Below are 21,180 nucleotides of genomic sequence, written 5' to 3' on the forward strand. Positions count from 1 at the left end.
CGTTCGATCCACTCGAAGGGCAGATGCTCGGCCAACCGTCGCAGATCGGCCGGCTCCTGTGCTTCGATCAGGTACGTGAGGTGGTTGGCAAGCATCGCATCGAGAAGTTAACAGCCCGGCGCTCCGTTTACAACCACTTCTCGCTCCACAAACAAAAATGCCGTTCAGCGCTAACTGAACGGCATTAGCCCGCGCGGGCCGCTTTCGTTTCCGGCGGCGGGTCAGTGCGGCTCGTGACCCGCCATGAACGCGCGCATGAAGACGAGCGCGCCCCAGCCCCAGATCGCATTGGCGATGAAGTTCGGCGCGAGACGCGGCAGCATGTTGCCGCTCGGCCAGATGCCGCGGGCCGGATCGATGACGAATACGCCGACGGCCGTCAGCACGATGCCGCCGAACACGAGTGCGCCGATCCAGGGCGCGCTGCGCTCGGGCGCGACGCGCAGCAGCCACGCCATCAGCACGCCGAAGATCGAACTCCACAGCGCATTCGCGATGAATTCCGGGATGCCGAGCGGAACAAACGGTGCGGTGGAAAAGCCGGCCGGATCGACGAGACCCGCTGCGTGCAACAGCGCCAGGGTCGATTCGCGAAAAAAGAGTGCGGCGAGAAAACCGGAAACGAACGGCAGAATGACTTTTTGCATTGGCTAGACCGCTTGGAGCATGAGCACGCGGTAGGCTCCGATTATCGTGACGAGCGCCATTATAGTGGCGTCGCGCGTGCTTCCAGCGCGGGTTCGGGGCCGTTGCGGGTTATTTCGCGATCGCGTCGCTCGCGGGGCTGTGATGCAGCATGCGATCGCTGTTCTGCGGTGGATTCGGGCGCTTCACCGGCATGTTGTCGGGATTGTCGGGGCGGGTGGCGCTCGCGGACGGCGCGCCGGGTGCGCCCGGCGGCTTGACCATTGAGGCACTCTCGTCGGGGCGCGCGGTCTGGGCTTGGGTCGCGAAGGTCGTGGCGAGGAGAAGGGCGGCTGTTGCGAGGTGATGTCGGGACATGATGAGTCTCCGCCAAGGGGAGACTTTCGATGTGCACGGCGCGTGCCCGAGGGGCGTCCGAATCAGAAGCCGCAAAGCAAAAAGCCCAGTCATTCGACTGGGCTTTTTGCATGAATTCTCGGTGGGGTGGCTGATGGGACTCGAACCCACGACGACAGGAATCACAATCGCGTCGTCAATCGTCATTTAAATCAATCGAATCAGTCCGATAGCTTCAGGAAATCGGAACGAAATGACGGTTTCGACCCACGGTTTTATGCGGCTCTCCGGGCACCCGTTCCGAAATTTTACTCTGTCGCGCTGGCCTTTTTTACCTTTCGTCTGTCGTAATGGCGGTGGGTCGTGCCCGGGTTCGCGTGCGCCGCAAAGTCGTAGGCGTCGGCGTCGCGGCTCTCCAATTTCGCGGTAATCGCGGCGGGGCGGATGTCGAGCATCGAGAAGTACTCCGCGTGGTCGGTCAGGTGGAGTTCAATTCCGCCGCGCACCGGGTTGTTCACGCGCCGGCCGATCCGCTGCGCAGCCTCACGCATCTTCTTGACCTCGAATTCCTTCGCGATCGCCGGGTCGCGCGCGCCGATGTAGGCGTACATGGCGTCCTGCCAGACCGAGCCCCAGCCGCTCTTCGAATAGGGCTGCCCGCGGCGATTCGGAAATAAAAACAGGCTGTCCACCTTCCGATCGCGTTTCGCGCGCTCAACGACCACGCGAAGGCGCGTCGACCAGCTGCGCAGCTTGACCGTCTCGGCTTCGCCTTTTTTGCGCTTGGCGCCGACGACCTTCACGCCGTCATCGGTGATTCCGGAAAGATGGAAAGGGCGCACTTCGGCGGCGCGGAAGCCGGTGAGGTAGCAGAACATCGCCGCGAGGCCCATCGTCCGGTACGCCTGCTCCTGCCGCAGCGCCCACAGGTAGAACCTGACCACCTGGGCGCGCTCGACCGTCCGAACGTCCTTTTCTGCCTTGTTCAGCATCATCCCGACGAATGGATTCGCCTTGATGACGCCCCAACGGACGGCGTAATTGCAGATCGTCTGCATGAGCGCCATGTCCTTGTTTGCGCCGATCGGCGCGCCGGCCTTCGCGCGGGTGTCGAGATACTGGTAGCCGTGGAACGTTTCGAGGGCGCTCGGCGACATGCGCCCGAAGAACTTCGTCAGGCGCTCGTATGCGCCGGTGCGAACGGACAGCCCCTCTGCGGACTGGTCGCGGAAGTGCGTCGGCGCGACGTCCGTCCTGAAGCGGTCGATCATGTCGGCGACAGAGCCGGCGAGGATCTGCCCGGCCTGAATGTCGAGCGCCTTGCGCTTCGCGCTGCGCTCTGCCGTCGCGATCGCGTGCCGATCGGTGCGCGGCGCGGTGGTCAGCGTCTCGGTGCGGCCGTCCGGGTATTTGTACCAGAACGAGATCTTGCGGACGCCACGGCGCTTGTAGAGCCGATCGATGCCCGTCGACTCGTTGATCTGGTGTGCTTCAGGCGAAGGCTTCGAGGTTCGGCGCGGCATCGTACTTTGCTTTTACGGTTTCGGTGGAGAGGCCCATCTTCTTGTCGCGGTAGGCGCGCGCGACCTTCGGCAGGCCGTTTTTGTCGATCACGAAACGCCAATGGTTGTTTTCGAGCCAGTGCGCCATGGCGGCGCGCTGATTCGGCTTGCAACCGACTAGATCGGCGAGCTCTGAAGCTGAAAGGTACTCACTCATCCGGGTTCTCCAGATACGCGCGGCTGACGCGCATGAATTCGTTGATGTGTTGCGTCATGCTAGGATTGGTCGAAACTCAAATGGAGGGGCTATGCCCGCATACGTGGTGAATGGCGTGCGGCTCGACGAGAATACTGGTCGTGTCACGCACGTCCGCTGGGGAGAAGTCCATAGCGGCAAGCCTGAATGGGTTTCGCAGCCCACGGTCGCCGAAGTGAGCGACGTGGTTGCTGCGCTCGACAGCGGCTCTGAGGTGACGTCGTCCTTCATGGTCGAAGGCCATTTCGTCTTTGGCCCGCGATTTGTCGTCGTTGCGCATGAAGACGGTTCGACGAGTGTTGATCTCGACAAGATCGAAGATCGCGTGGTCGCCCGCGATCTTCGGGACATGGCCCAGATCTAATCTCTTCATCGCTTCTCCGGAGCCATAGCGGCGTCGACGGCGTCGCGCGGCTCGTCTGTGGTCGATCGGGCGAGCTCGCGCTCATGCGGCGCGCTCATGTGGTGCTGAACGACGATCCAGCGCACGTCAGAGTCGTCGCCGCCGGTCGGAACGTCGATGCAACGTAGATCGCAGGACTCTTCGCGCAGCCAGTCGAGTCGCTCCGCATCCTTCTCCATCCCCGCGATCCGCTCGCGCAGCGCGGCGATCTCGGCGTCTTGCCGCTCGATGTGCTTTAGCGACTGACCGAGCGCGCTTTGCTCGTCGATGACGTATCGAACCGCCTGCCCCTCACTCGCGCCTGCTGCGTGCGCCTTCGGTTCCATCATCGATTCGTCGAACATGGCGCATTGGCGGCTGTGACCAAGCACGCCTTTGCAGGTGCATTTCAGTTCCTCAGTCATTGCCGGACTCCTTTGCCAATTCGCCCGCGAAGTTGAAAAGATCATCGTCGCAGTGAAACGACCAACCTTTCGCCTCGCTCCATCCGTCGCCGTGCTTCTCGGCCAGCGCCATGACGCGCGTCCAGTCGATGTTATCGGGCAGAGACTCACTCGCCCCCGCCGCATCGGCTACCGAAGGCGCGGGAGGGGCGGCGAACGTGAGTGGTCTACTGCGCCCATACATCTGGTCTACAGGATTTTCCGCGAAGTAATGGCCAAGCTCCGGTTCGTCCGGCCAATCGATCAGCCACGCCACCGGCTTCGCCCCCGCTGTGTCGGCGATGCTCGCGGAGAGAGCGCGGCGGTTCCATGCGGCCTCGACTTCTTCGCGCGTGCCGTGGATCATTCCGCACGAGCAGGCGACGCATTCGACCGTCCAGCTTCCCGGATGCTTCGCGGGGATGCCCGTGAGCGCGACGAGGCCGGGCGAGTGATCGTGCGGCTCGTGCTCAGTCAAAACAGCGTCAGCGCCACAGAACGGGCAGGGCTTCAGTTTTTCAGTCATGTCGGTTCTCAAAAATGGTGTCGGCGGTCAGGCGGCGGCCGGGGCGTGCATTGAACGCAGGAGCGCTGCTACGTCATCGGGCACATTGAAGAATCCGAGGGCGCCTTTGCACTCGACGAACGGCAAGGCGCGCGCATTAGCAATTTGAAATCCGAACTGGCCTTCCATATGCCAAATCGACGTGCGGCGTTCGGACGGTATGCAATCGGCGATCGTCGCGACACCGACGATGCCGCCGCGCTCCAGATCGTCACGCGCAGGAAGCTGGAGGCCTTCCGCGAAAGCGCTGACGTCCTCGTACTCAGCGCGCGTCATACCCTTGCTCGCGTGAACCAGCACTCGCCCACGGAAGCGTGTCGGCCATGTGCGGTTCTCAATGTCTTTATGGCCGTTGACGATAAGCCACGCCCACGGCTGCCTGATTGAAAGTGCTTTCATGTTCTCTCGCAATAACAGTCTGTCCAATGGCGATCGCGCATCGTTCGCCGGTGATTCCCGCGACCATCTCCACGAATCGCTCACATACGCGCTGTATCTGCTGTGTCGTCGGCTTCCGAGCGAGCCCTATGCTTTCGAGTGCGTCGAGCAGCGCCCGGAAGGTGGGGAGCAGGCGGGTCATTAGGGCGTCCAAGCGATTTAACGACGGGAATCTCATATAGCGCGTATAGTGGTCTGGCATGCCGCTCCTGGTGTGTAGGGAGCAAGCATGGAAAACCTATCGTGTATGCCATATCGCGGGTACACCATCGACGTTCGCGTTGTCACAAGCAAATCGCCATCGCTTGATGGCCAACAGGTTCGATACGCTGTCTCCTGGTCCATCCTTTCCTCTAACCCTCTCGCAACGCCTGTCATAAGCCTGCCGGAGCAACTTAATTTCCTTACGCCCGAAGCGGGATTCAAATATGCCGAACGGCAAGCGAAGAGGTTCATCGACGGTTGCGTCAACGATGGAACTGCTGATGCAGCACCAGCCTGAATCATCTTTCCGGAATTGAGCATGTCGCGACTGTTGAGAATCGGAACTCTGGAGTTCCACGTGCTGGTTGAGCCGCTGGTGGGCGGCGGATTCACATACGCTTGCGTTGAGATTGATCGAACGAGGCCGAAGGTTGATCGGATCCATTTCGAGAGCTCCCTTCGATACGAAAGTGAAGATGCTGCGTACGCTGGCGGCACGGCCTATGCTCGGAAGCAAGGGCGACGAGTGCTGAAATAGAGGGCCGCTCATTCCGTCTCTCCCGTTTCCGCCGAGAATTTGAGGTACTCCGCATAGTCCTGCCAGTAGCGCTTCATATTCGACGCGTGCTGCTTCGGCGTGCTGTCCCATTCGACGACGGCGGCGGTGACGGTCGGCCAGTGATCCGGGTTCTTGCCCTCGGCGACCGACTGCGCGCGCTGCTTTGCGAGGTACGCGCCCCAGTACGCGTTGAACGCCGCCGCGACTTTTTCGGCTTCCTCTCTCGACGGCGCGGCGACGACGTCGTCCGGGCCTTGGATGTGGAGCATCCACAAGTTTTTTTTGCTCACGCTTGCCTCATTCTCGGTTTTCGACTCCTAAATTCCACTCGGCTCGTCAATCTCTCGGCTTAGGCCTCTTAAGAAGCGCACAATCAGTTTTCCGTTGTGCATACCTACTGCTGGAATCGCCATGACACGCTTGATCAAGATGGGAAATCATGAGTACCACGTCGTGGTACATCCGCTGCTGGCGGGCGGCTTCGCATTTACAGTCGTTGACATCGACCTGACCGGTCCTAAAGTCACCGAGGCTCGTCATGACAGTGAGACCAGATTTCCCACCGAGCAGGATGCCTATGAACGGGGTTCCGTCTACGCTCGTCGGCGCGCTAGATTGTTCAGACGGTAACGGGCATAAGGCGATTCTCGGTTCTGCCCTCTCGAATCTGCCGATCTCTCCGCATAGCAGGGCGTGATGACTGATCGAACGTTTTGCGTAAGTTTCTTGCACAGTCTGCATAACTAACCTAGGACGTTCCTTTCATGAACGAAAAACCTCAGCTCCCCGTGTTGCGCTTGGAGGGGGATCTCTTCTTCACTCAACGACTTGCCAACAAGACATATCGAATCCAAGTAACAAGCGAATGCCTCGCTGATATTTTCGGTTCTGACGGCTCGTTAGAAGCCGACATCCGAGCTTTGCAAGGCAACATTCAATTGATCGTTACAATCGCGGCACGCAAAATAATGGTCGGCACGAAATCGCCAATTAGAATTCGGTGCGCCGACTTTCGGCGCTTCGCCTCGCTAGGCGCCGATGCCGATGGTCGCTCTCGGTGAAGATCACTATGTCGTTCCGCCCCGCCAATAAGCCGGCAGCCGGATTACGCGCCGGCACGCGGTTGATGGGAATTCAGTTCGTGGACGGCCAGTTGATACGCTTCTTCTGCTGCTCCAGCTCTTCGAGGCGGCGTTTCGCGCTGGCATCGGCACCGCGCACCAGCGCGATCGCCGCAACCATCGTCACGAAAAGCAGAAGGACTACTATCTGATACGTGTTCATGGTGAGCCTTTACGGGATCGTTTTACGCGCAGTGGACGACTGTGCAGCGTTCGAAACGAGCGGCGCGGTAGTCGATCTCAGCACAGATCGCCAGATAAGCCGCCGCGACCAGAAACGTAATTCCCCAGATCTGCCAGAGCTTCACGCCAACACCCCAGCGCGGAATGCGACGCACAGGAACCACACTGCGCCGATCGCGACACCGTAAAGACCGGCAACGCCGATCGCCTTGTAGATCCTTTCGACGTCCTGCAGCCGCGTGATGTCGCGGAGCAGGGCGTTGTCTTCTAGAACGCGTTCCATCTTCCCGTCCTTATCCGCCGGCCCGAGCGTCAGCGACGCCGGGTGCGATGATATTGAGTGCGTATTCACGCAGGAGATGTTCGATGAGCGCGCCGGCGCCACCTTGTGCAAGACGCTTCAGCTCGAATAGATCGCTTGCCAGCCAGCTCATTTGCTATCTCCCGTCCACTTGCCGGACAGGAAGCCCTGAGTACAAGACACTGATCACTGCCAGTGCCCTGAGATCAGGGCTCCCGGTTTATCCCCGGAGCGCTTCGTTCAGCGCATGGATGCATTAAACATCATGTTTAAACCCGTGTCAAACATTTTGTTTAACGATTTCTTATCCGTTTGAGAAAAGGAAACAGCCCGCCGGGTTGGGGCGGGCTGCTGATCTGGAATGTAGGAGACGACGAGTTGAGGCGGCTGCGAAGGCTGTATCCGTAGTGGTCGCGCTCTACCTCATGACGACAAGGTTGCCCGTGTTCATTCCGCTCTCGACGGCCCAGTCAAGGAGGGGTCTTGGCAGGTTTTCAGGATTGCCGCCATAGATGTGGAAGGTCGACCCTTCAACCATAGTTATTGCATAGCCGCGCGCGGTGTTTGTGTCGACTGCCCAAGCCGCAACGTTCGAACCGCACTCGTGAGATTTGCAACCCGAGCCGAACAGAACGGAGCCGGCGCGCTTGACCGGTGTGACGGTTTGCAGGCGCTGGGAGAACTCCGTTTTCTGTTGCTTTAGCTCAGCTGGAAACGAATCCCATACTGCAGCATCGTCGCTTGCGATGTTGCTGTATTGCCCTTCGACGTTAGCAAATCGCGCGCGGTTCAAGGAGGCAATAGCTCGCTGCCACTCGGAATCTTGGACTCTATAAATAACGTTTTTGCGGTCGGCCACGATGTCCAGTGGAATCTCTGCCGATGAGCCGTATGCGAGGACGGTTACTACGCCCTGGTACTTCGTCCCAGAGTCCTGCACAACCTTGATTGCCCCGATCCGCGGCGCTGGAGCTCCCGCCGGTGTCTCGCGAGAGAGTCGAGTCTCCAACTGCGAGGACACATTCTTCGCGATGTCGTCCGTACTCTGTTGGCAGCCGGACAATGCTGCGGCGAGCCAGGTGCACATCAGCAGGTTTTTAGTGTTGTTATAAGCCATGTGGCGGTCCTTCAATCGGGGCGCCAGCTTGACGGGCGGCAGATTGCTCGAACAAAGTGCATCTTCTCGATCTCATCGCTCGAGAAGCTGATGGGTTTATGAGCATCGTTCGCCGAGCGCAAGTGAACCCGACCGGCGCGACGATAGAGAAACTCTTTCACCATGACCTGCCCAGCCTTCGACTTGACGAGCACCTCGTCACCGGCCTCGATAGCTTGGTTGGGCTCGATAACGACGAATTCGCCGTCTTTGATTCTGGGACGCATTGAGTCGCCGACGCACTTCAAGGCGTATGCGTTCGGATCCCTGGAAGGGAAGTCGACGTAGCCGTCACCGGCTCCGACGGGATATTCGAGGTCGGCCCAGTACCCGTTATCCCCAAGTTGCGCATGACCTACCACGGGGACAGCTCTCCAGTTCGTAATGGGGATAGGCTCATACTCGTCGACATATCGAACAGCGACGCCCGGCTCGCCTTTCCCTTTCGTAAGCCAAACAACGTTCACGCCGTAGGCTGTTTGCAGCGCGGCACCTTGCGCCAGTGTGATGTCTGGGCCTTCCCCGTCCAGCCATTGGCCGGCGACGGATTCGCTAACCCCCGCAACAGATGCAATTTCAGCGGTAGTTAAGCCCTTATCGAAAAGCGCTGCTCTCAGTCTACGTGGCGACCTCGCTGACGCCAAGTCGTCTGAAGAAATAACAATATCAGACTCGCTTCGATCAGATTTTCCGATCTCGGGGCGTGATCGGTCTCTTTTCGACGAATCATTCGACGAAGGAACCGGTGCGGAGCCGAGCATCGTGCCTTCGCCGGTCATGAGCCAAACAGCGCTGCACCCAAGTTTTTCTTGGGCGTCGAGCATCGCCGCTTTCGACATGCCGCGACGCTCCCAGTTGTTTACGTTCTGGGGCGCGACATTCAGAAGGCGTGCGATTTCGGTAGGCGTGGTGAGCCCGCGCAACAGCCGGGCTGCCTCGTAGAGGCGGGCGGTGGTTTCATGCATACCCCGGATGTTCTCAAAATTAAACACTTTGTTGTTCAACATAGTGTTTGCTTTTTGATTAAACGTGGTGTTTAATAACGCATGGACCGGAAAAACGACATCACTGCTGACCGACTCCTCATCGAGGAACTCGGTGGGGCTTCCAGGCTTGCCCGTCGGCTGGGTTTCGACCAGCGCGGTGGAGTTCAACGCGTCCACAACTGGAAGGAGAGAGGGATCCCGGCTGCCGTCAAGCTCGAATTCCCCGACATCTTTCTTGGTAGGCCCCGTCAGCGACTCGCAAAGTAGGTCTCTCGCGCGTTCGTTGTCTTTTGTGTTCATCAACCGTTTTTCTTTTATGGAGGAAGCAATGTCTCGTCGCGCTGAATTTCGCAACGAAGTAAAGACCCGCCTCGAAGACCCCGTCTACGACGGAATGCAAGCATTCAAGGCTCTCTACGGCATTGACAGCGATTCCGCTGCACTTGCCCGCATCGCCAAGCTTTTTCTGTTTGGCACGGTTGGTACTTTGCCGGCGAATCTGTTGGGCGTCAGTGTCGCGTCGCCCCAAGTTGGGAGCGCAGTAAGCGCATGAATGAAGGAAAAACCGGCCTTCTCGTTGAACTTCCGATTCCTGAAGCTGGGGAGTTGGCTGCTTTGGCGGCGAGTCTGGGCGTTTCAACTCAGAAATACCTCGGGTATCACGTCCTGCGCTCTGCATACGGACCGCTGCACCCGGAAGTAGCCGCGTTTGAAGTGGCCCACGTTGGGCGGCGCGGGGAATAAAACGTCAGACAACTGACGGAGTTCGTCGGCTACGAGGCCGACACCTGCATGGATGAGTCGATACACAAGCAGCTTGGGCGCCAGGCTTCTTCTGTTCCGATTTAGTACTACTGACCGGCATGCCGGCGGGAGATCCCATGCAAAACAACTCGAATCCGGTTCTCTTTGCGCCGGAGCTGCCGCCGGAACTGCCGGCTGCCCAGCAGAAACAGATCCGCGACGCCATGTGTGCGGTTGCGGCGCGCGGCGAGCGCTTTCCCGGCGAACTCGCTGCTGTTCGCGTCGGCCTTTCGCGCGAATTCGCAACCTTCAATGCCGACTGCTCGCGGGCGGCCAAGGCTTCGAAGGTGAAGGCATGAGCGCGCGCGATCTTCAGCCGTCGCTCGGCGGCGCGGATCTGCTTCATACCGGCCGCTTCTTCATCGGCCCGATGACGACCGATCAATCGATCCGGCTGAATGCCGCGCCGAAGATTTGCATCGGCTGCGGTGCTCGCCAATTGGCTGACGGCAGCTTGCCGTGTGGCCACGACAACGACCTGTGAGGTCATCCATGAACGAAATGTCGCTCCTCAATTCGCTGACGATGTCGAGTCGGGAGATCGCTGAACTTTGCGGCAAGCGCCACGACAACGTCATGCGCGACATTCGCCTCATGTTGATCGACCTTCACGGCGTCGATGGTGTCCTCAAATTTGAGGATACCCAGATCAACCAGCAGAACGATCAGCGTTACCCGATTTTTCGCTTGCCGAAGCGCGAGACGCTCATCCTCGTTTCTGGGTACAGCGTCGTCATGCGTGCACGAATCATCGACCGTTGGCAGGAACTCGAAGCGCGCGCGGCGCAACCGGCCGTCAATCTCGACGACCCGGCATTCCTGCGCGGCGCGCTGCTTCAGTACACGGAGCGCGTCATCGCGCTCGAGCAGAAGGTGGCGGAACAGGCACCGGCCGTCGAATTCGCGCATGCCATCCGCGACACAAGCGACGCGATCTCGATCGCCCATATGTCGGCGGTCCTCGGCATCGGACGGAATCGCTTCTTCGCGCGTCTCCGCGCAGACCACATCCTGATGGCAGACAACCTGCCGTATCAGATCTACAAGGATCGCGGCTATTTCCGCGTCATCGAAAGCGTGTGGATCGATGAGGCCAAGGAGCCGCACCCGACGTTCAAGACGCTCGTGACGGGCCGCGGGCAGGTGTTTCTGCAGCGCAAATACGGCGCCGAGGCTGCGTGAAATGGCACTCGCAGACGTCATCCACATGCCCGAACAGCGCGCCGTCCAGGTCGAGGACGGATTCACGCGCATCGCTCACGGCATCCTCGAAGCGCTCGCGCTCGCGGACCTCGGCAAGCGCCACTACAAGGTGCTCATGGTCCTTTTGCGCCAGACGTACGGCTACAACAAGAAGGCCGACGAGATCAGCCTGACGCAGTTCCGCGACAAGACTGGCGTGCTGCCGCCGAACGTTTCGACGGCGATCGATGAACTGGTCGACATGCGCGTCATCGTCCGCACGCCGGGCAAGCACGCCTTCTGCCTCGCTGTGAATAAGTCGTATGGCCAGTGGACCGGCAAGGCGAAAGTGGACGTTGCGAAGCTTTGGGGTTATCGAAACGATAACAGCACTGTTATCGAAACGATCATCGAGGGTTATCAAAACGATAACTCTGCTGTTATCGAAACGATAAACACAATAGACAACTCCAAAAGAAAAGACCAAAAGACAACTCCAAAAGAAACCCTTTCGCGCTCGCTTCGCGAACGCTTTGAAATTTTCTGGGCGGCATACCCGCGTAAGAAATCGAAGGCCAAGGCAGAGAAAGCCTTCGCCAAGCTCAACCCGGACGAGCAGCTGATGACGGCCCTGATGGCCGGTCTGACGCAGGCCATGACTTCGGAGCAGTGGGCAAACCCGCAGTTCATCCCGTACGCCGCTTCGTGGCTGAACGCTGGCGGATGGATGGACGAGATCCAGAGCGCATACAGCGACGCCGAACTTGCCGTGATCCGAGCCTTCAATGAGGCGCTCGGGGAGCGAGTCGGCACCGTGGACGAGGCTGCATTCGTCGAGGCGCGCGCCGGCGCAATCCGCGCGTTCCTCGGAAAGCTCGCTGCGGATCCGGAGGCGTGGAAGCGCTACTTCCCGGCCGTGCGCGACAAGGTCGAACTGCCGCCGCATGCAGGCTTCGACTACCTCATCAGCCCGAAAGGCTACGGCGACGTGCGCGGCCGCATGGCGATCAAGCGCAATCCGGACGGAACGCGCGTGCACGCCGGCGAATGGGACAAGTCGGCAAGCGGCATCAAGGCCAAGGCGAAGGAAATGGGAATCGCATTCGACGACGAAGAGCCGGTGCCTGCGATCGCCGTGCGCGTGCGTGCCGCAATTGCGAAGCAGGAGGAACAGTGAAGCGCTCCGCAGCCCTCCATTACCCGGAAGGAACGACGCATGTCGGCACGGCGCGCGTGCGCGAGGACCGCACAGTCGGGCCGGACTTCGCACGGCGCGAGCTGATGCGACGCACTGGCCGGCAGCCGACGAGCGAGTTCGACGACATTGCTTCCGGCTATGACCCGTTCGCGACCGCGCCGAAGGTTCCGACCGCGAAGAAGAAGCCAGCGAAGTACCGCAACGAGAAATGCGAGAGCGGCGGCATCAAGTTCGACAGCAAACGCGAGATGAAGCGCTGGCACGAGCTGGTGCAGATGCAGGTTCGCGGCGAGATCAGCGAGTTGGAGCTGCAGGTGCCGTTCGTCCTGGCTGAGCCGGTGGTGATCGGTGGGCGCAAGCGGCCAGCGCTGCGGTACGTGGCGGATTTTGTGTACGAGAAGGGCGGCGAGACGGTCATTGAAGACGTGAAAGGCCGCGTAACCGAAGGATACCGCATCAAGCGCCATCTGATGGCGGCGCGCGGGCTGACGATCGTGGAGGTGAAGTGATGCGATGCAACGAGAACTACGCGCGGCAGGACCTGAGCGTGCGCGCGCCGATGAAGAAGACGCACAAGGTGATGCCGCTGAATCAGCGTCTTTTGCTCGAAGCGCTGCGACGTCGTCGGCACGCGGCGATCGCCGTGATCGCCGATGAGCTTCAGAAATCGCGCGACGCGACGAAGCACGTATTCGCCTCTCTCGTCCGCCAAGGCTACATCGAGCAGACCCGCAAATCGGAGGCTATTTGCCACGGTCGCGTGCCATCCATTTACCGGTGGACTGGCAAGAGCTTCCCGCCGTCGAGCGAAATCATCGCGAAAGCCGAAGAAGAGGATCGCGTTCTCTCGGTCGCCGTCGCCGCTCTCGTGGCGGGGATTCAGGCCATGTGCCGCGTCGGGAGGGTCGCAGCATGAAGCTTTATATCGCTGGTCCGATGACGGGCTATCCCGAACTGAATTTCCCCGCTTTTCATGCCGAGGCAGGGCGTCTCCGCGCGCTGGGCTTCGAGATCGTTAATCCGGCCGAGATCAACGTTGATCCGACGGCCGGATGGCTCGCCTGCATGCGCGCAGACATCAAGCAACTGGTCGACTGCGACGGCATCGCACTGCTGCCTGGCTGGGAGCAATCGAGCGGCGCGACGGTGGAACACACGCTCGCGCGCGGGCTGGGCCTGCGGGTCATGCAGGCGCGTCACATCGTCGGACTGGCAGGCGAAATCCCTGTGATCGCACAGGAAGCCATTGTCGAGATCCTCGATGAGATCGAAAGCGGTGCGAGCGAACAGATTGCGGAGGCCCAGTGAAGCGCTCGAAGCCGCTCGTGAGCAAGACGCCGATGAAGCGCTCGGCGTTCAAGACGGCGGACCGCGCGACCTCGCTGCGCCGCTCTGCGATGAAGTCACGTGTGAAGAAGCCGACTGTCGCCGAGGGCTCGAAGTATCTGGCGGCGTGCCGCGGCGAGCCTTGCTTCCTTCGCGTCTTCGGTGTGTGCGTCGGTCGCGAGTCTGTCGTGCCGTGCCACTCGAACCAGTTGCGCCACGGCAAGGGCAAGGGCATCAAGGCGAAGCACGAGTTCACGGTGCCCGGCTGCTGGGCGTGCCATGCATGGATCGACCAAGGCAAGGCAGCGCGCGAGGAGAAGTTCTCGACGTGGGATCGCGGGTACGAGCGCTGGGTGCCCGTGCGCGCGGAAAAGATGGGTTTGAAGGAGGAAGAGGGTGCGGTGCTTGATTCGAATACCAACGGATACGCGATGGCGCACGCCGCGCGGCCGCAACGGGAAGCGCTATGCCGTGGAGCCGTTTCAACTCACGGCGGCGTTGGAGACGCGGGTGTACAGGCTGGCGCGCCCGACGGTGCAGAACACGATCCGGCCGTTTGTTTGGGTTGATGCATGGATTCCCGAGGATCGCCGGAGCGGAATTCCGGTCCTCGACGACGCGTGGGTGAGGGCGGGTGTGTATCGCACCAGAGCATTCATCGACGACAACAAAAAGACTTTGGCCCCGTTCCTCGAGAGCGGATTAGACGAGATGGAAGTGGGAGATTGACCATGAACACGACGATTCCGGACAACTTCGATGCACTCTGGGTGGCGCTCGGCATCAAGCGCAAGATCTGGACTGCTCCGATCCAGCCGCAGAAGGTGACGCGATGATCTCCGCCGCCGCTCTCGCAACGCCGAACGCTGACGTCGCCGGCATCGTTTTCGTGTTCGTGTGGATCGCTCTGTCGGTTCTCGCTGTCGCCGCGTATTCGCGCACGGAGGTGCATCAGTGAGCGCGCATGCCTACATTCAATACGCAGACGTCCCGCAGAGCTTGATCGATACGAGCAGGCAGCACATCGACGGAGTGACGGGTGCCAAGATCATCGCCTTCGACGGTTGCCCGTTCGCCGGCCAGATCGAGAGCGATGGCGATTCGCTCGAAGTCGAGTTCCCGTTCCCGCGCAACGCAGCGCTGCGAGACAGCTTCGTTGCATGGCTCATGAACTGGGGCATCAGCTTCATGGTGGCAATGTGAGGCGCGGCGACTTCCGCGATCCGGCCATCGTGCTCGAAGAGCGTCAGTCGGGCACGTGCCTCGGATGCGCTGAGTTGATCCGCTCGCGCTGGGGCGGAACGACAAAGTTCATCTGCAACAAGGCATTTCAGAAGGCAGCACTGAGCATCTATGAGATGCGTCGCTGCAGAAAATACAACGAGGGAGTTTTCATGACGCGCGAACAGAGCGAACAGATCGAAGAAATGCTGCTGGAGTGGTATCGCTGGCAGATCCGCCAGTCGCACCGCGAGACGCTTGCGCATTTCTATCGCCCGGAGGATCGCACCTGCCGCGGCTATGAGACGCCGGCGAATGCCGAAGAGGACGCCGAAGACGCGTATCAGTGGGCGGATGACCAACAATCCGAGCAGGTGCAGCTCTGCGTCGATGCGCTGCCGGCGGAGCAGCGCGCGGCGATCAGCGCCAGTATGCGCAACAAGGAGGCAGGCTATCAGGTGTGGAGCAACGGCCGCGCGGGCGACCAGCACGCGACGTATCAGGCGGCGAAGGAAAGGCTTTTCCCGATGTTTGTCGCACGACATCTCATTCGCGTCGAGGTGTCAGTCTGAAGCGGATCCGTTGGTTCCGTGACGAGCAGCATTGAAATTTAGCTTCGGCAGCGATAGTCTTCAACGATTCCAAAAATGTGGGAGGACGGGAGTGGCAAGACTTTTGTTGCGCAGCAAGGGAGTTCTGAGGCACTTAGCGTCCGTTAAAGTCACGAACGACGGCTCGATAAAACTCAACCTTGTGCGGGAGGGGATTAGCGAGGGCGGTTATCAGTGGTCCTTTGACGGGGCAGGCCCGGGTCCGGTTTCTACGCAGGACGCGCCGGAGCCAAAAACAAAGTCAATCACCATCCACACGAGTGGGCGAATCAACTATCACTTTGGCGGTGGTTCGAGCCGCTGCGTTCCCTGCCTGTTGGATCTGGAGCAGATTGTACCGATCGTCGCTTACTCGATTCCCAGCGTTGACCTCTTGGACGCTGTCGGACAGTCCGGCGAGGATGATTGGGTCTGTGACTTCCCGTCTGAACTTGAGCATCGGATAGTCTTCTCCTTCTCGGTGCTTCCTGCGGTGCAGCCACCAGTACCTGGAGAATTGGGGCGATTCGGTGTCGAGGGACTCTTTGCATTGGCTTGGTGCGCTGAGCCTGATCCTGCCGGAGTAACTAAGAACACCCTTCCCGATGCGGTATTCACAACGTTACGACCCGGCGACAGCTTGCCGGCGCAAGCAGCTCGCGAGGAAGAGGTGTATCTGCGATTTCGACGAGCGATGTATGCGAACGACATCGCCACCGCAGTGGCAAATTTGCCAAACAGCGATGCAATCACAGCAGAACAGGTCGAGGCAATGATTCAGGCTGGTCCTGGGCTATACCCTCCCAACAAGGAAGGCATTTGGACGGTTCTGTCAAGCGTTCCGATGCGGATAGCCCCGCGTCTCGAAGTCTCCTTCGAAGACGAAAGATTCCGGGCGGAGGTTGTCGACCTCCGTCCGGGTGACACGCGACTCGCCACGGTTAGAGTGCGATTTAAGGTTTTCGACGAGCATACAAAGAGGTACGTTAAGGGAAGCGTCGCAATTCGCGGCATTGCGCTCCACGCGGAGCTTTGACAGGAGCGAGGACCGTATCGCCCGGACGAAAGCAAGCGGGCACGATCCGCAAATCCCGTCGGCAGTGGATTGAAAGTAGATGCTGGAAAGGTCGAAGCACGGTCCCGTGCTGGTTGGCCTCTCTGACGGGCCTCAGAAAAAAGTTGTAAAGCTTAAAAGATTGTCAGATAATCATCGCCGGAAAGATGCGCCCTGAAAGCCCGCTTGTCAAAAGACAGCGGGCTTTTTGCATTGCGCATCGCTCGAACACGTTTGTGCGTGTCTCCTCGGCGGGGCAACTGCCCTGATTTGACGCCTCGGCTTATGCCGGGGCGTTTTCTTTTCGGAGGTTGCTATGCTGAAGTTCAATCCCGACACCAACGTCATCTTCGATAACGAAGAGGCGGCTGTCGCACCGATCCGTGAAATCACGCGCGACGATATTCCCGACCTGATCGCAAACGGAGCGGGCGTTGACCCGAGCGCCAACGTGGGGGAGCAAACCTCGTCGCCAGCCCAGACGGATGGCGATGCCCAGGCTGCTCAGGACCCGGCTGTGTCTGCGACCGGCTCGGATACGGACGCTGACGTGGGAAAGCCCGTCGACACGTCCTCGATCTCGCCCGCAGCATCCAGCAGCGAATCCACGGCGGCGGCTGACGAGGGAAAGGCGGCAGATACGGCCGCGACCTCCGACTCGCAATCAGTCGACGTTTCGCCCGCGGTGATTTCTGACGCGCAGGCCGACCCGGGCGGCGCGGGCGCGGCCGACCTCAATCCGACGCCGGCCGCACCGAACCTTGATGCGCAAGTGCCGGCAAGCGTCTCGTCGGACGCCGTCCCTTTGGACGTTGGTGGCGCCGCTGATGCGGAGGCTGGCGGTGCTGAAGCGGGGGAGTCCGATGCGGCGCTTTCTGCTTCCCAGATTGGCTCTGGCTCGGATGAGCATCCGCTGACCATCATCGGCGAGATCGAAGCGTTGGTGCGCATGGTCGGCAACGCCGCTGTGCACGAGTATCAGCGCCTGATCCAACGTCTTGCCGATCTCAAGAATCACCCGACCATCAAGGACGGCGAGTAATGCAGAGCCCCATCCGCATCAGCGTTCAGTCGGATCTCGACGCGCTGACGCGGAGGCTCAACGATTTCGAACGCAAGCAACTTCCGTTCGCGTGTGCACAGGCGCTGACGGCGGTCGCGAAACGCGTTCAGGCCGCCGAGAAAGCGGCCCTCCCTCAAGTGTTCGATCGCCCGACGCCATTCACGGTCAATTCGATCGGCATGAAAGCCGCGCGCAAGAACACGCAAGAGGCGCTGGTGTTCGTGAAGGACATCGCCGCCGCGTATCTCGCGCCGTACGAGTTCGGCGGCACGCACAAGCTCATCGGCTCGGGCAAGACGTGGCTGAATCCGAAGGATATGGCGCTGCTGAACCAGTACGGCAACTTCAGCCGCACGGCGCTGAAGCGTTTGGAGGGCCGGCCTGACATATTCGTCGGCTCGATCAAGACAGCGAGCGGCGAGTCGATCGGTGGAGTGTGGCAGCGGCCGACCGACGTCAAGGCGATCAAGCGCAGCGGCAAGCGCGGCGTCGCGCTGCGTGGCGCGAACAAGACGAGTCATCTAAGACTGCTGATCCGCTTCGGCGATGCGCAGCCGGTCAAGCAGCACCTCGACTTTGGCAAGCGCGGCCGTGAGGTGGTCGCATCTACATATCGCGCCGAGTTTGCTGCGGCGTTTGCAAAGGCGCTCGCGACGGCACGGTGATCGACGATGAGGATCTACAAGTGCACGAACTTCACCGGCTTCTATCCGGTGGGAGTCGCTGCGGTGGTCGTCGCTGAATGCGCGTCTGCTGCCGAGCATCTGCTCAACGTGGCATTGCAAGCTGTCGGGTTGCCCGGTGATGCACAGATCAGTGAAGACGACGCGATCAACTCTGCTGTGCCCGGCATCGTGATGCTCAGGAACGGCGAGTACTGACGCGCGCCGCGCGCGGGATGGTTGTAAAAAGTGCGCATCAAGAGGGCGGTGTGGGGTGCTCTGGGAGGGGTGGCAGGTATGGTTTACAAGCGGGTCCTCCGCCGCCCTTCTACTTCGCGGGCACTGCGCGCGCGCGATCTTTCTCTAGCCACAAACTTTTCAAATTTGGGTAACAGGTAACAGATTCGAGCGATGAAACAGAGCGAGTTCGCGGTTCTCCACGGTGTCAGTCGAAAGACGGTCACGAAGTGGAAGGAGCGCGGCTGGCTTGTGTTTGCGGGCGATGAGGTCGACGTCGAAGCGTCGAACGCGCTGCTGAAAAAGTACCGTCGCGACGGTGTCCCGACTGTTACCCACGCTGTTACCCAAGAGGCTCAGGGTAACAAACGCAAAACTGTTACCCAGGCGGCGAGCGAGGTAACACTCGGCGCGCGCGAGGATGCGGCTGACGTCGCGGATCGGATTCTCGCGGGCAACGTCGAGCTGCTTGACTTCGACGCGGCGCGCTGCTTCAAAGAGAACTATCTCGGGTTGAAGGCGCAGCTCGAATACGACCGGGATTCCGGTCTGGTGATCGACGTGGCCGAAGTGGCGAAGGCGGTCGGCACCGAATACGCCAAGGTCCGAACCCGCCTGCTGTCAATTCCCGCGGAACAGGCTCCGCGTCTCCATCGATGCAAGACGCCTGCCGAGTTGCAGGACATGTTGCAGGAGGTCATCACAGAAGCACTCGAAGAACTCACTCGCGATGGAGCAGGCAACCCTAAATAGCACACGGCGATACGCGCGCGGCTATGCAGCGTTGCGCGCGGGCCTCGCGGCGGCGCTTCGCCAGAACCTGACGCCACCGCCGAAGCTGACGTTGAGCGAATGGGCCGAGCGCTATGCCGTGCTTTCGCGTGAGACGAGTGCGCAGACCGGCCGCTTTCGGGCGTTCGGTTATCAGAGGGGCATGCTGGATGCAGTAACCGACCCCAGCGTCGAGAAGATCAGCGTCATGAAGTCGGCTCGCGTCGGCTACACGAAGCTGATGGATCACGCTGTCGGCTTCTTCATCCACCAGGATCCTTCTCCGATTCTCGTCGTGCAGCCTCGTGTCGAGGATGCGGAGAGCTATTCGAAGACGGAAATCGCGCCAATGCTGCGCGACACGCCGGTGCTCGCGGCGATCGCGGGCGATCAGAAGGCGAAAAACAGCGATCAGACGATCCTCGCGAAGACGTTTCGCAACGGTTCGAGCCTGACGCTCGTCGGCGCGAACAGTCCGGCAGGCTTCCGGCGGATCACGTCACGCGTCGTCATGTTTGACGAGGTCGACGCCTATCCGGTCGACGGTGCTGGCAACGAAGGCGATCAGATCGCGCTCGGCACGAAGCGGTCTGAGACATTCTGGAATCGCAAAATCGTCCTCGGCTCGACGCCGACGGTGAAGGGCTACAGCCGGATCGAGAAGAGCTTCAACGAAAGCGATCAGCGCTACTTCTTCGTGGCCTGCCCGCACTGCGGTGAGCGCCAGGTGCTCGAGTGGGGCAGTCCCGAAACGCCGTACGGCATGAAGTGGGACAAGGACGAGCACGGCAACGGCATTCCGGAAAGCGTCTACTACGTCTGCCGGCACAACGGCTGCATCATCCACGAGGCCGACAAGGCTGACATGGTGACGAACGGTGAATGGCGCGCGACGAAGCCATTCAAGGGGCATGCCGGTTTCCATATCTGGGCCGGATACAGCCTCTTTCCGAACGCGTGCTGGTCGAACCTCGTTGCCGAATGGCTCCGCGTGAAGGACGACCCGCTGGCACGGCAGACGTTCATCAACCTCGTGCTCGGCGAGCCTTACGAGGATCGCGGCGATCGCGCGCTGAGCGAGACGCGGCTGGCGGCTCGCACGGAAGTCTGGGATGCGGAAGTGCCCGACGGCGTCGGTCTGATCACAGTCGGCGGCGACGTCCAAGACGATCGCGTCGAGCTCGAAACGATCGGCTGGGGGCACAACGAGGAAAGCTGGTCGATAGATCACGCGGTCATCGAGGGCGACCCCGAGAGCGCGGAGCTTTGGAAACGCGTCGACGAGTACCTGAAGAGGGTCTGGCGGCGCGCAGACGGCCGCGGTTTCGCAGTATCCGCCGCCTGTATCGACTCCGGCGGTCACCACACACAGAAGGTGTACGAGTTCGCGAAGGCGCGACTCGGGCGCCGCATCTGGGCGATCAAGGGCGAGTCGGCGCGCGGCGGCGCGCGGTCACCTGTCTGGCCGACGAAGCGGCCTTCGTCGCGAACGAAATCGACTTTCCGGCCGGTCATCATCGGCGTGAATGCGGCGAAGGACGTGATTCGCGAGCGGCTGCGACGCGATCCCGAAGATAACGACGGCGTGCTGACGTACCCGGCTGGGTACATGCACTTCCCGACGGACCGCGACATCAACTACTTCGCGCAGCTCATCTCGGAGCGCTCGGTGACGAAGTTCGCCAACGGGCAGAAGTTTCGAGTGTGGGAATTGCCGCCTGGCCGCGCGAACGAAGCGCTCGACATTCGGGTGTACGGCTACGCAGCGCTGTGCGGCCTCATGCACATGGGCCTGAAGTTGAACCGGCGTGTCGAAGCGGTGCAGGCGGATTCGACAGATCTTCTGCCGCCTGCTCCGGAGGCGCGGCAGGAGGTCGAGCTGGATGTCGTGAGCGCGGCGCGGCCAGTGCGCCCAGACGGCCCGATCATCAAACAGGCGCAGCCTGAGAAACGCTCTCGGATCCGGCGGCTCGCCGGCTGAAGCATAGGAGAACC

At 60.6% G+C, this 21,180-nt stretch carries 34 protein-coding genes and 1 pseudogene; 22 read left to right on the forward strand and 13 right to left on the reverse strand.

The window, feature by feature from the left end; all coding sequences use genetic code 11:
- Positions 1–221: 221 nt before the first annotated feature.
- The 4 genes from QCE58_RS07420 to QCE58_RS07435 all read right to left on the reverse strand — a co-directional run bounded on the left by QCE58_RS07420 (position 222) and on the right by QCE58_RS07435 (position 2,700).
- On the reverse strand, positions 222–647 hold the full coding sequence (locus QCE58_RS07420) for a hypothetical protein (protein ID WP_008349938.1): 426 nt from the start codon (positions 645–647) through the stop codon (positions 222–224).
- A 109-nt stretch (positions 648–756) separates the two neighbouring features.
- Positions 757–1,002 carry a hypothetical protein gene (locus tag QCE58_RS07425; RefSeq protein WP_033535750.1) on the reverse strand — a complete coding sequence of 82 codons (246 nt, stop codon included), beginning with the start codon at positions 1,000–1,002 and terminating at the stop codon, positions 757–759.
- A 287-nt stretch (positions 1,003–1,289) separates the two neighbouring features.
- Positions 1,290–2,504, reverse strand: coding sequence for a hypothetical protein (locus QCE58_RS07430; protein ID WP_309779340.1), 1,215 nt, complete (start codon positions 2,502–2,504; stop codon positions 1,290–1,292).
- Positions 2,473–2,700 (reverse strand): DUF4224 domain-containing protein, encoded by a 228-nt coding sequence (locus QCE58_RS07435; RefSeq protein ID WP_309779341.1) that lies wholly within the window; start codon positions 2,698–2,700, stop codon positions 2,473–2,475. Before QCE58_RS07435 ends, QCE58_RS07430 begins: the two co-directional genes overlap by 32 nt.
- A 91-nt stretch (positions 2,701–2,791) precedes the next feature.
- On the opposite strand from QCE58_RS07435, the gene QCE58_RS07440 reads away from it, so the two are divergent.
- A complete protein-coding gene (locus QCE58_RS07440; RefSeq protein WP_309779342.1) occupies positions 2,792–3,103 on the forward strand; it encodes a phosphatidylserine/phosphatidylglycerophosphate/cardiolipin synthase in 312 nt (103 codons plus the stop codon).
- A gap of 5 nt (positions 3,104–3,108) precedes the next feature.
- On the opposite strand, the gene QCE58_RS07445 is transcribed toward QCE58_RS07440, so the two are convergent.
- The 4 genes from QCE58_RS07445 to QCE58_RS07460 form a co-directional block, all read right to left on the reverse strand.
- Positions 3,109–3,546 carry a hypothetical protein gene (locus QCE58_RS07445; protein ID WP_309779343.1) on the reverse strand — a complete coding sequence of 146 codons (438 nt, stop codon included), beginning with the start codon at positions 3,544–3,546 and terminating at the stop codon, positions 3,109–3,111.
- The gene (locus tag QCE58_RS07450; RefSeq protein ID WP_309779344.1) at positions 3,539–4,090 is read right to left on the reverse strand and encodes a Lar family restriction alleviation protein; all 552 of its coding nucleotides are present in this window, start codon (positions 4,088–4,090) and stop codon (positions 3,539–3,541) included. The genes QCE58_RS07445 and QCE58_RS07450 overlap by 8 nt, the downstream gene beginning before the upstream one ends.
- Before the next feature lie 27 nt (positions 4,091–4,117).
- Positions 4,118–4,528, reverse strand: a complete 411-nt coding sequence (locus QCE58_RS07455) for an ASCH domain-containing protein (protein ID WP_309779345.1) — start codon at positions 4,526–4,528, stop codon at positions 4,118–4,120.
- Between the two features lie 789 nt (positions 4,529–5,317).
- A complete protein-coding gene (locus QCE58_RS07460; protein ID WP_309779346.1) occupies positions 5,318–5,620 on the reverse strand; it encodes a hypothetical protein in 303 nt (100 codons plus the stop codon).
- Positions 5,621–5,741: 121 nt separating this feature from the next.
- Here QCE58_RS07460 and QCE58_RS07465 point away from each other — a divergent pair, with 121 nt between their 5' ends.
- Positions 5,742–5,960 (forward strand): hypothetical protein, encoded by a 219-nt coding sequence (locus QCE58_RS07465; RefSeq protein WP_309779347.1) that lies wholly within the window; start codon positions 5,742–5,744, stop codon positions 5,958–5,960.
- A gap of 134 nt (positions 5,961–6,094) precedes the next feature.
- Positions 6,095–6,391: a hypothetical protein gene (locus QCE58_RS07470; RefSeq protein ID WP_250459818.1), complete on the forward strand. Its 297-nt coding sequence runs from the start codon at positions 6,095–6,097 to the stop codon at positions 6,389–6,391.
- Between the two features lie 73 nt (positions 6,392–6,464).
- Here QCE58_RS07470 and QCE58_RS07475 read toward each other — a convergent pair whose 3' ends face one another.
- The 5 genes from QCE58_RS07475 to QCE58_RS07495 form a co-directional block, all read right to left on the reverse strand.
- A complete protein-coding gene (locus tag QCE58_RS07475) occupies positions 6,465–6,614 on the reverse strand; it encodes a hypothetical protein (protein WP_309779348.1) in 150 nt (49 codons plus the stop codon).
- 141 nt (positions 6,615–6,755) lie between these two features.
- Positions 6,756–6,917, reverse strand: a complete 162-nt coding sequence (locus tag QCE58_RS07480; protein ID WP_167561873.1) for a hypothetical protein — start codon at positions 6,915–6,917, stop codon at positions 6,756–6,758.
- Positions 6,918–6,927: 10 nt separating this feature from the next.
- Positions 6,928–7,068 (reverse strand): hypothetical protein, encoded by a 141-nt coding sequence (locus QCE58_RS07485; protein ID WP_309779350.1) that lies wholly within the window; start codon positions 7,066–7,068, stop codon positions 6,928–6,930.
- Between the two features lie 285 nt (positions 7,069–7,353).
- Positions 7,354–8,052, reverse strand: coding sequence for a hypothetical protein (locus QCE58_RS07490; RefSeq protein WP_309779352.1), 699 nt, complete (start codon positions 8,050–8,052; stop codon positions 7,354–7,356).
- 11 nt (positions 8,053–8,063) lie between these two features.
- Entirely contained in the window at positions 8,064–9,377 is a 1,314-nt protein-coding gene (locus tag QCE58_RS07495; RefSeq protein ID WP_309779353.1) for an XRE family transcriptional regulator, read from the reverse strand.
- On the opposite strand from QCE58_RS07495, the gene QCE58_RS07500 reads away from it, so the two are divergent.
- The 19 genes and pseudogenes from QCE58_RS07500 to QCE58_RS07590 all read left to right on the forward strand — a co-directional run bounded on the left by QCE58_RS07500 (position 9,370) and on the right by QCE58_RS07590 (position 21,166).
- Complete coding sequence (locus QCE58_RS07500) at positions 9,370–9,630, forward strand: hypothetical protein (RefSeq protein ID WP_309779720.1); 261 nt, start codon at positions 9,370–9,372, stop codon at positions 9,628–9,630. The genes QCE58_RS07495 and QCE58_RS07500 overlap by 8 nt on opposite strands.
- Complete coding sequence (locus tag QCE58_RS07505; protein WP_309779354.1) at positions 9,627–9,821, forward strand: hypothetical protein; 195 nt, start codon at positions 9,627–9,629, stop codon at positions 9,819–9,821. The genes QCE58_RS07500 and QCE58_RS07505 overlap by 4 nt, the downstream gene beginning before the upstream one ends.
- A gap of 119 nt (positions 9,822–9,940) precedes the next feature.
- The gene (locus QCE58_RS07510) at positions 9,941–10,180 is read left to right on the forward strand and encodes a hypothetical protein (protein ID WP_061163915.1); all 240 of its coding nucleotides are present in this window, start codon (positions 9,941–9,943) and stop codon (positions 10,178–10,180) included.
- The gene (locus tag QCE58_RS07515) at positions 10,177–10,365 is read left to right on the forward strand and encodes a hypothetical protein (protein WP_309779357.1); all 189 of its coding nucleotides are present in this window, start codon (positions 10,177–10,179) and stop codon (positions 10,363–10,365) included. Before QCE58_RS07510 ends, QCE58_RS07515 begins: the two co-directional genes overlap by 4 nt.
- 8 nt (positions 10,366–10,373) lie before the next feature.
- Positions 10,374–11,063, forward strand: a complete 690-nt coding sequence (locus tag QCE58_RS07520) for a phage regulatory protein/antirepressor Ant (protein ID WP_309779358.1) — start codon at positions 10,374–10,376, stop codon at positions 11,061–11,063.
- Between the two features lies 1 nt (position 11,064).
- Entirely contained in the window at positions 11,065–12,240 is a 1,176-nt protein-coding gene (locus QCE58_RS07525) for a replication protein (RefSeq protein WP_309779360.1), read from the forward strand.
- Positions 12,237–12,770: a DUF1064 domain-containing protein gene (locus tag QCE58_RS07530; RefSeq protein WP_309779361.1), complete on the forward strand. Its 534-nt coding sequence runs from the start codon at positions 12,237–12,239 to the stop codon at positions 12,768–12,770. The genes QCE58_RS07525 and QCE58_RS07530 overlap by 4 nt, the downstream gene beginning before the upstream one ends.
- A gap of 38 nt (positions 12,771–12,808) precedes the next feature.
- Positions 12,809–13,177 carry a hypothetical protein gene (locus QCE58_RS07535; RefSeq protein ID WP_309779362.1) on the forward strand — a complete coding sequence of 123 codons (369 nt, stop codon included), beginning with the start codon at positions 12,809–12,811 and terminating at the stop codon, positions 13,175–13,177.
- Positions 13,174–13,569: a DUF4406 domain-containing protein gene (locus QCE58_RS07540; protein WP_250507651.1), complete on the forward strand. Its 396-nt coding sequence runs from the start codon at positions 13,174–13,176 to the stop codon at positions 13,567–13,569. The genes QCE58_RS07535 and QCE58_RS07540 overlap by 4 nt, the downstream gene beginning before the upstream one ends.
- Positions 13,566–13,967 (forward strand): annotated as a pseudogene (locus QCE58_RS07545) (hypothetical protein); the annotation flags it as partial. The gene QCE58_RS07540 and the pseudogene QCE58_RS07545, both read left to right, overlap by 4 nt.
- A 452-nt stretch (positions 13,968–14,419) precedes the next feature.
- A complete protein-coding gene (locus QCE58_RS07550) occupies positions 14,420–14,545 on the forward strand; it encodes a hypothetical protein (RefSeq protein ID WP_309779364.1) in 126 nt (41 codons plus the stop codon).
- Complete coding sequence (locus tag QCE58_RS07555) at positions 14,542–14,790, forward strand: phage portal protein (RefSeq protein ID WP_250459788.1); 249 nt, start codon at positions 14,542–14,544, stop codon at positions 14,788–14,790. Before QCE58_RS07550 ends, QCE58_RS07555 begins: the two co-directional genes overlap by 4 nt.
- Before the next feature lie 29 nt (positions 14,791–14,819).
- A complete protein-coding gene (locus QCE58_RS07560; RefSeq protein ID WP_309779366.1) occupies positions 14,820–15,380 on the forward strand; it encodes a hypothetical protein in 561 nt (186 codons plus the stop codon).
- A 91-nt stretch (positions 15,381–15,471) separates the two neighbouring features.
- Positions 15,472–16,434: a hypothetical protein gene (locus QCE58_RS07565; protein WP_309779367.1), complete on the forward strand. Its 963-nt coding sequence runs from the start codon at positions 15,472–15,474 to the stop codon at positions 16,432–16,434.
- A gap of 334 nt (positions 16,435–16,768) precedes the next feature.
- Complete coding sequence (locus QCE58_RS07570; RefSeq protein ID WP_309779369.1) at positions 16,769–17,494, forward strand: hypothetical protein; 726 nt, start codon at positions 16,769–16,771, stop codon at positions 17,492–17,494.
- Positions 17,494–18,180: a hypothetical protein gene (locus QCE58_RS07575; RefSeq protein WP_309779370.1), complete on the forward strand. Its 687-nt coding sequence runs from the start codon at positions 17,494–17,496 to the stop codon at positions 18,178–18,180. The genes QCE58_RS07570 and QCE58_RS07575 overlap by 1 nt, the downstream gene beginning before the upstream one ends.
- A gap of 6 nt (positions 18,181–18,186) precedes the next feature.
- The gene (locus QCE58_RS07580; RefSeq protein ID WP_309779372.1) at positions 18,187–18,396 is read left to right on the forward strand and encodes a hypothetical protein; all 210 of its coding nucleotides are present in this window, start codon (positions 18,187–18,189) and stop codon (positions 18,394–18,396) included.
- Between the two features lie 192 nt (positions 18,397–18,588).
- On the forward strand, positions 18,589–19,167 hold the full coding sequence (locus QCE58_RS07585) for a hypothetical protein (protein ID WP_250459776.1): 579 nt from the start codon (positions 18,589–18,591) through the stop codon (positions 19,165–19,167).
- The gene (locus tag QCE58_RS07590; protein ID WP_250497223.1) at positions 19,145–21,166 is read left to right on the forward strand and encodes a terminase gpA endonuclease subunit; all 2,022 of its coding nucleotides are present in this window, start codon (positions 19,145–19,147) and stop codon (positions 21,164–21,166) included. Before QCE58_RS07585 ends, QCE58_RS07590 begins: the two co-directional genes overlap by 23 nt.
- The last annotated feature ends 14 nt before the right edge of the window (positions 21,167–21,180 follow it).

Origin of the sequence: Caballeronia sp. LZ028, from assembly GCF_031451415.1 — a bacterium.
Lineage (GTDB): Bacteria > Pseudomonadota > Gammaproteobacteria > Burkholderiales > Burkholderiaceae > Caballeronia > Caballeronia zhejiangensis.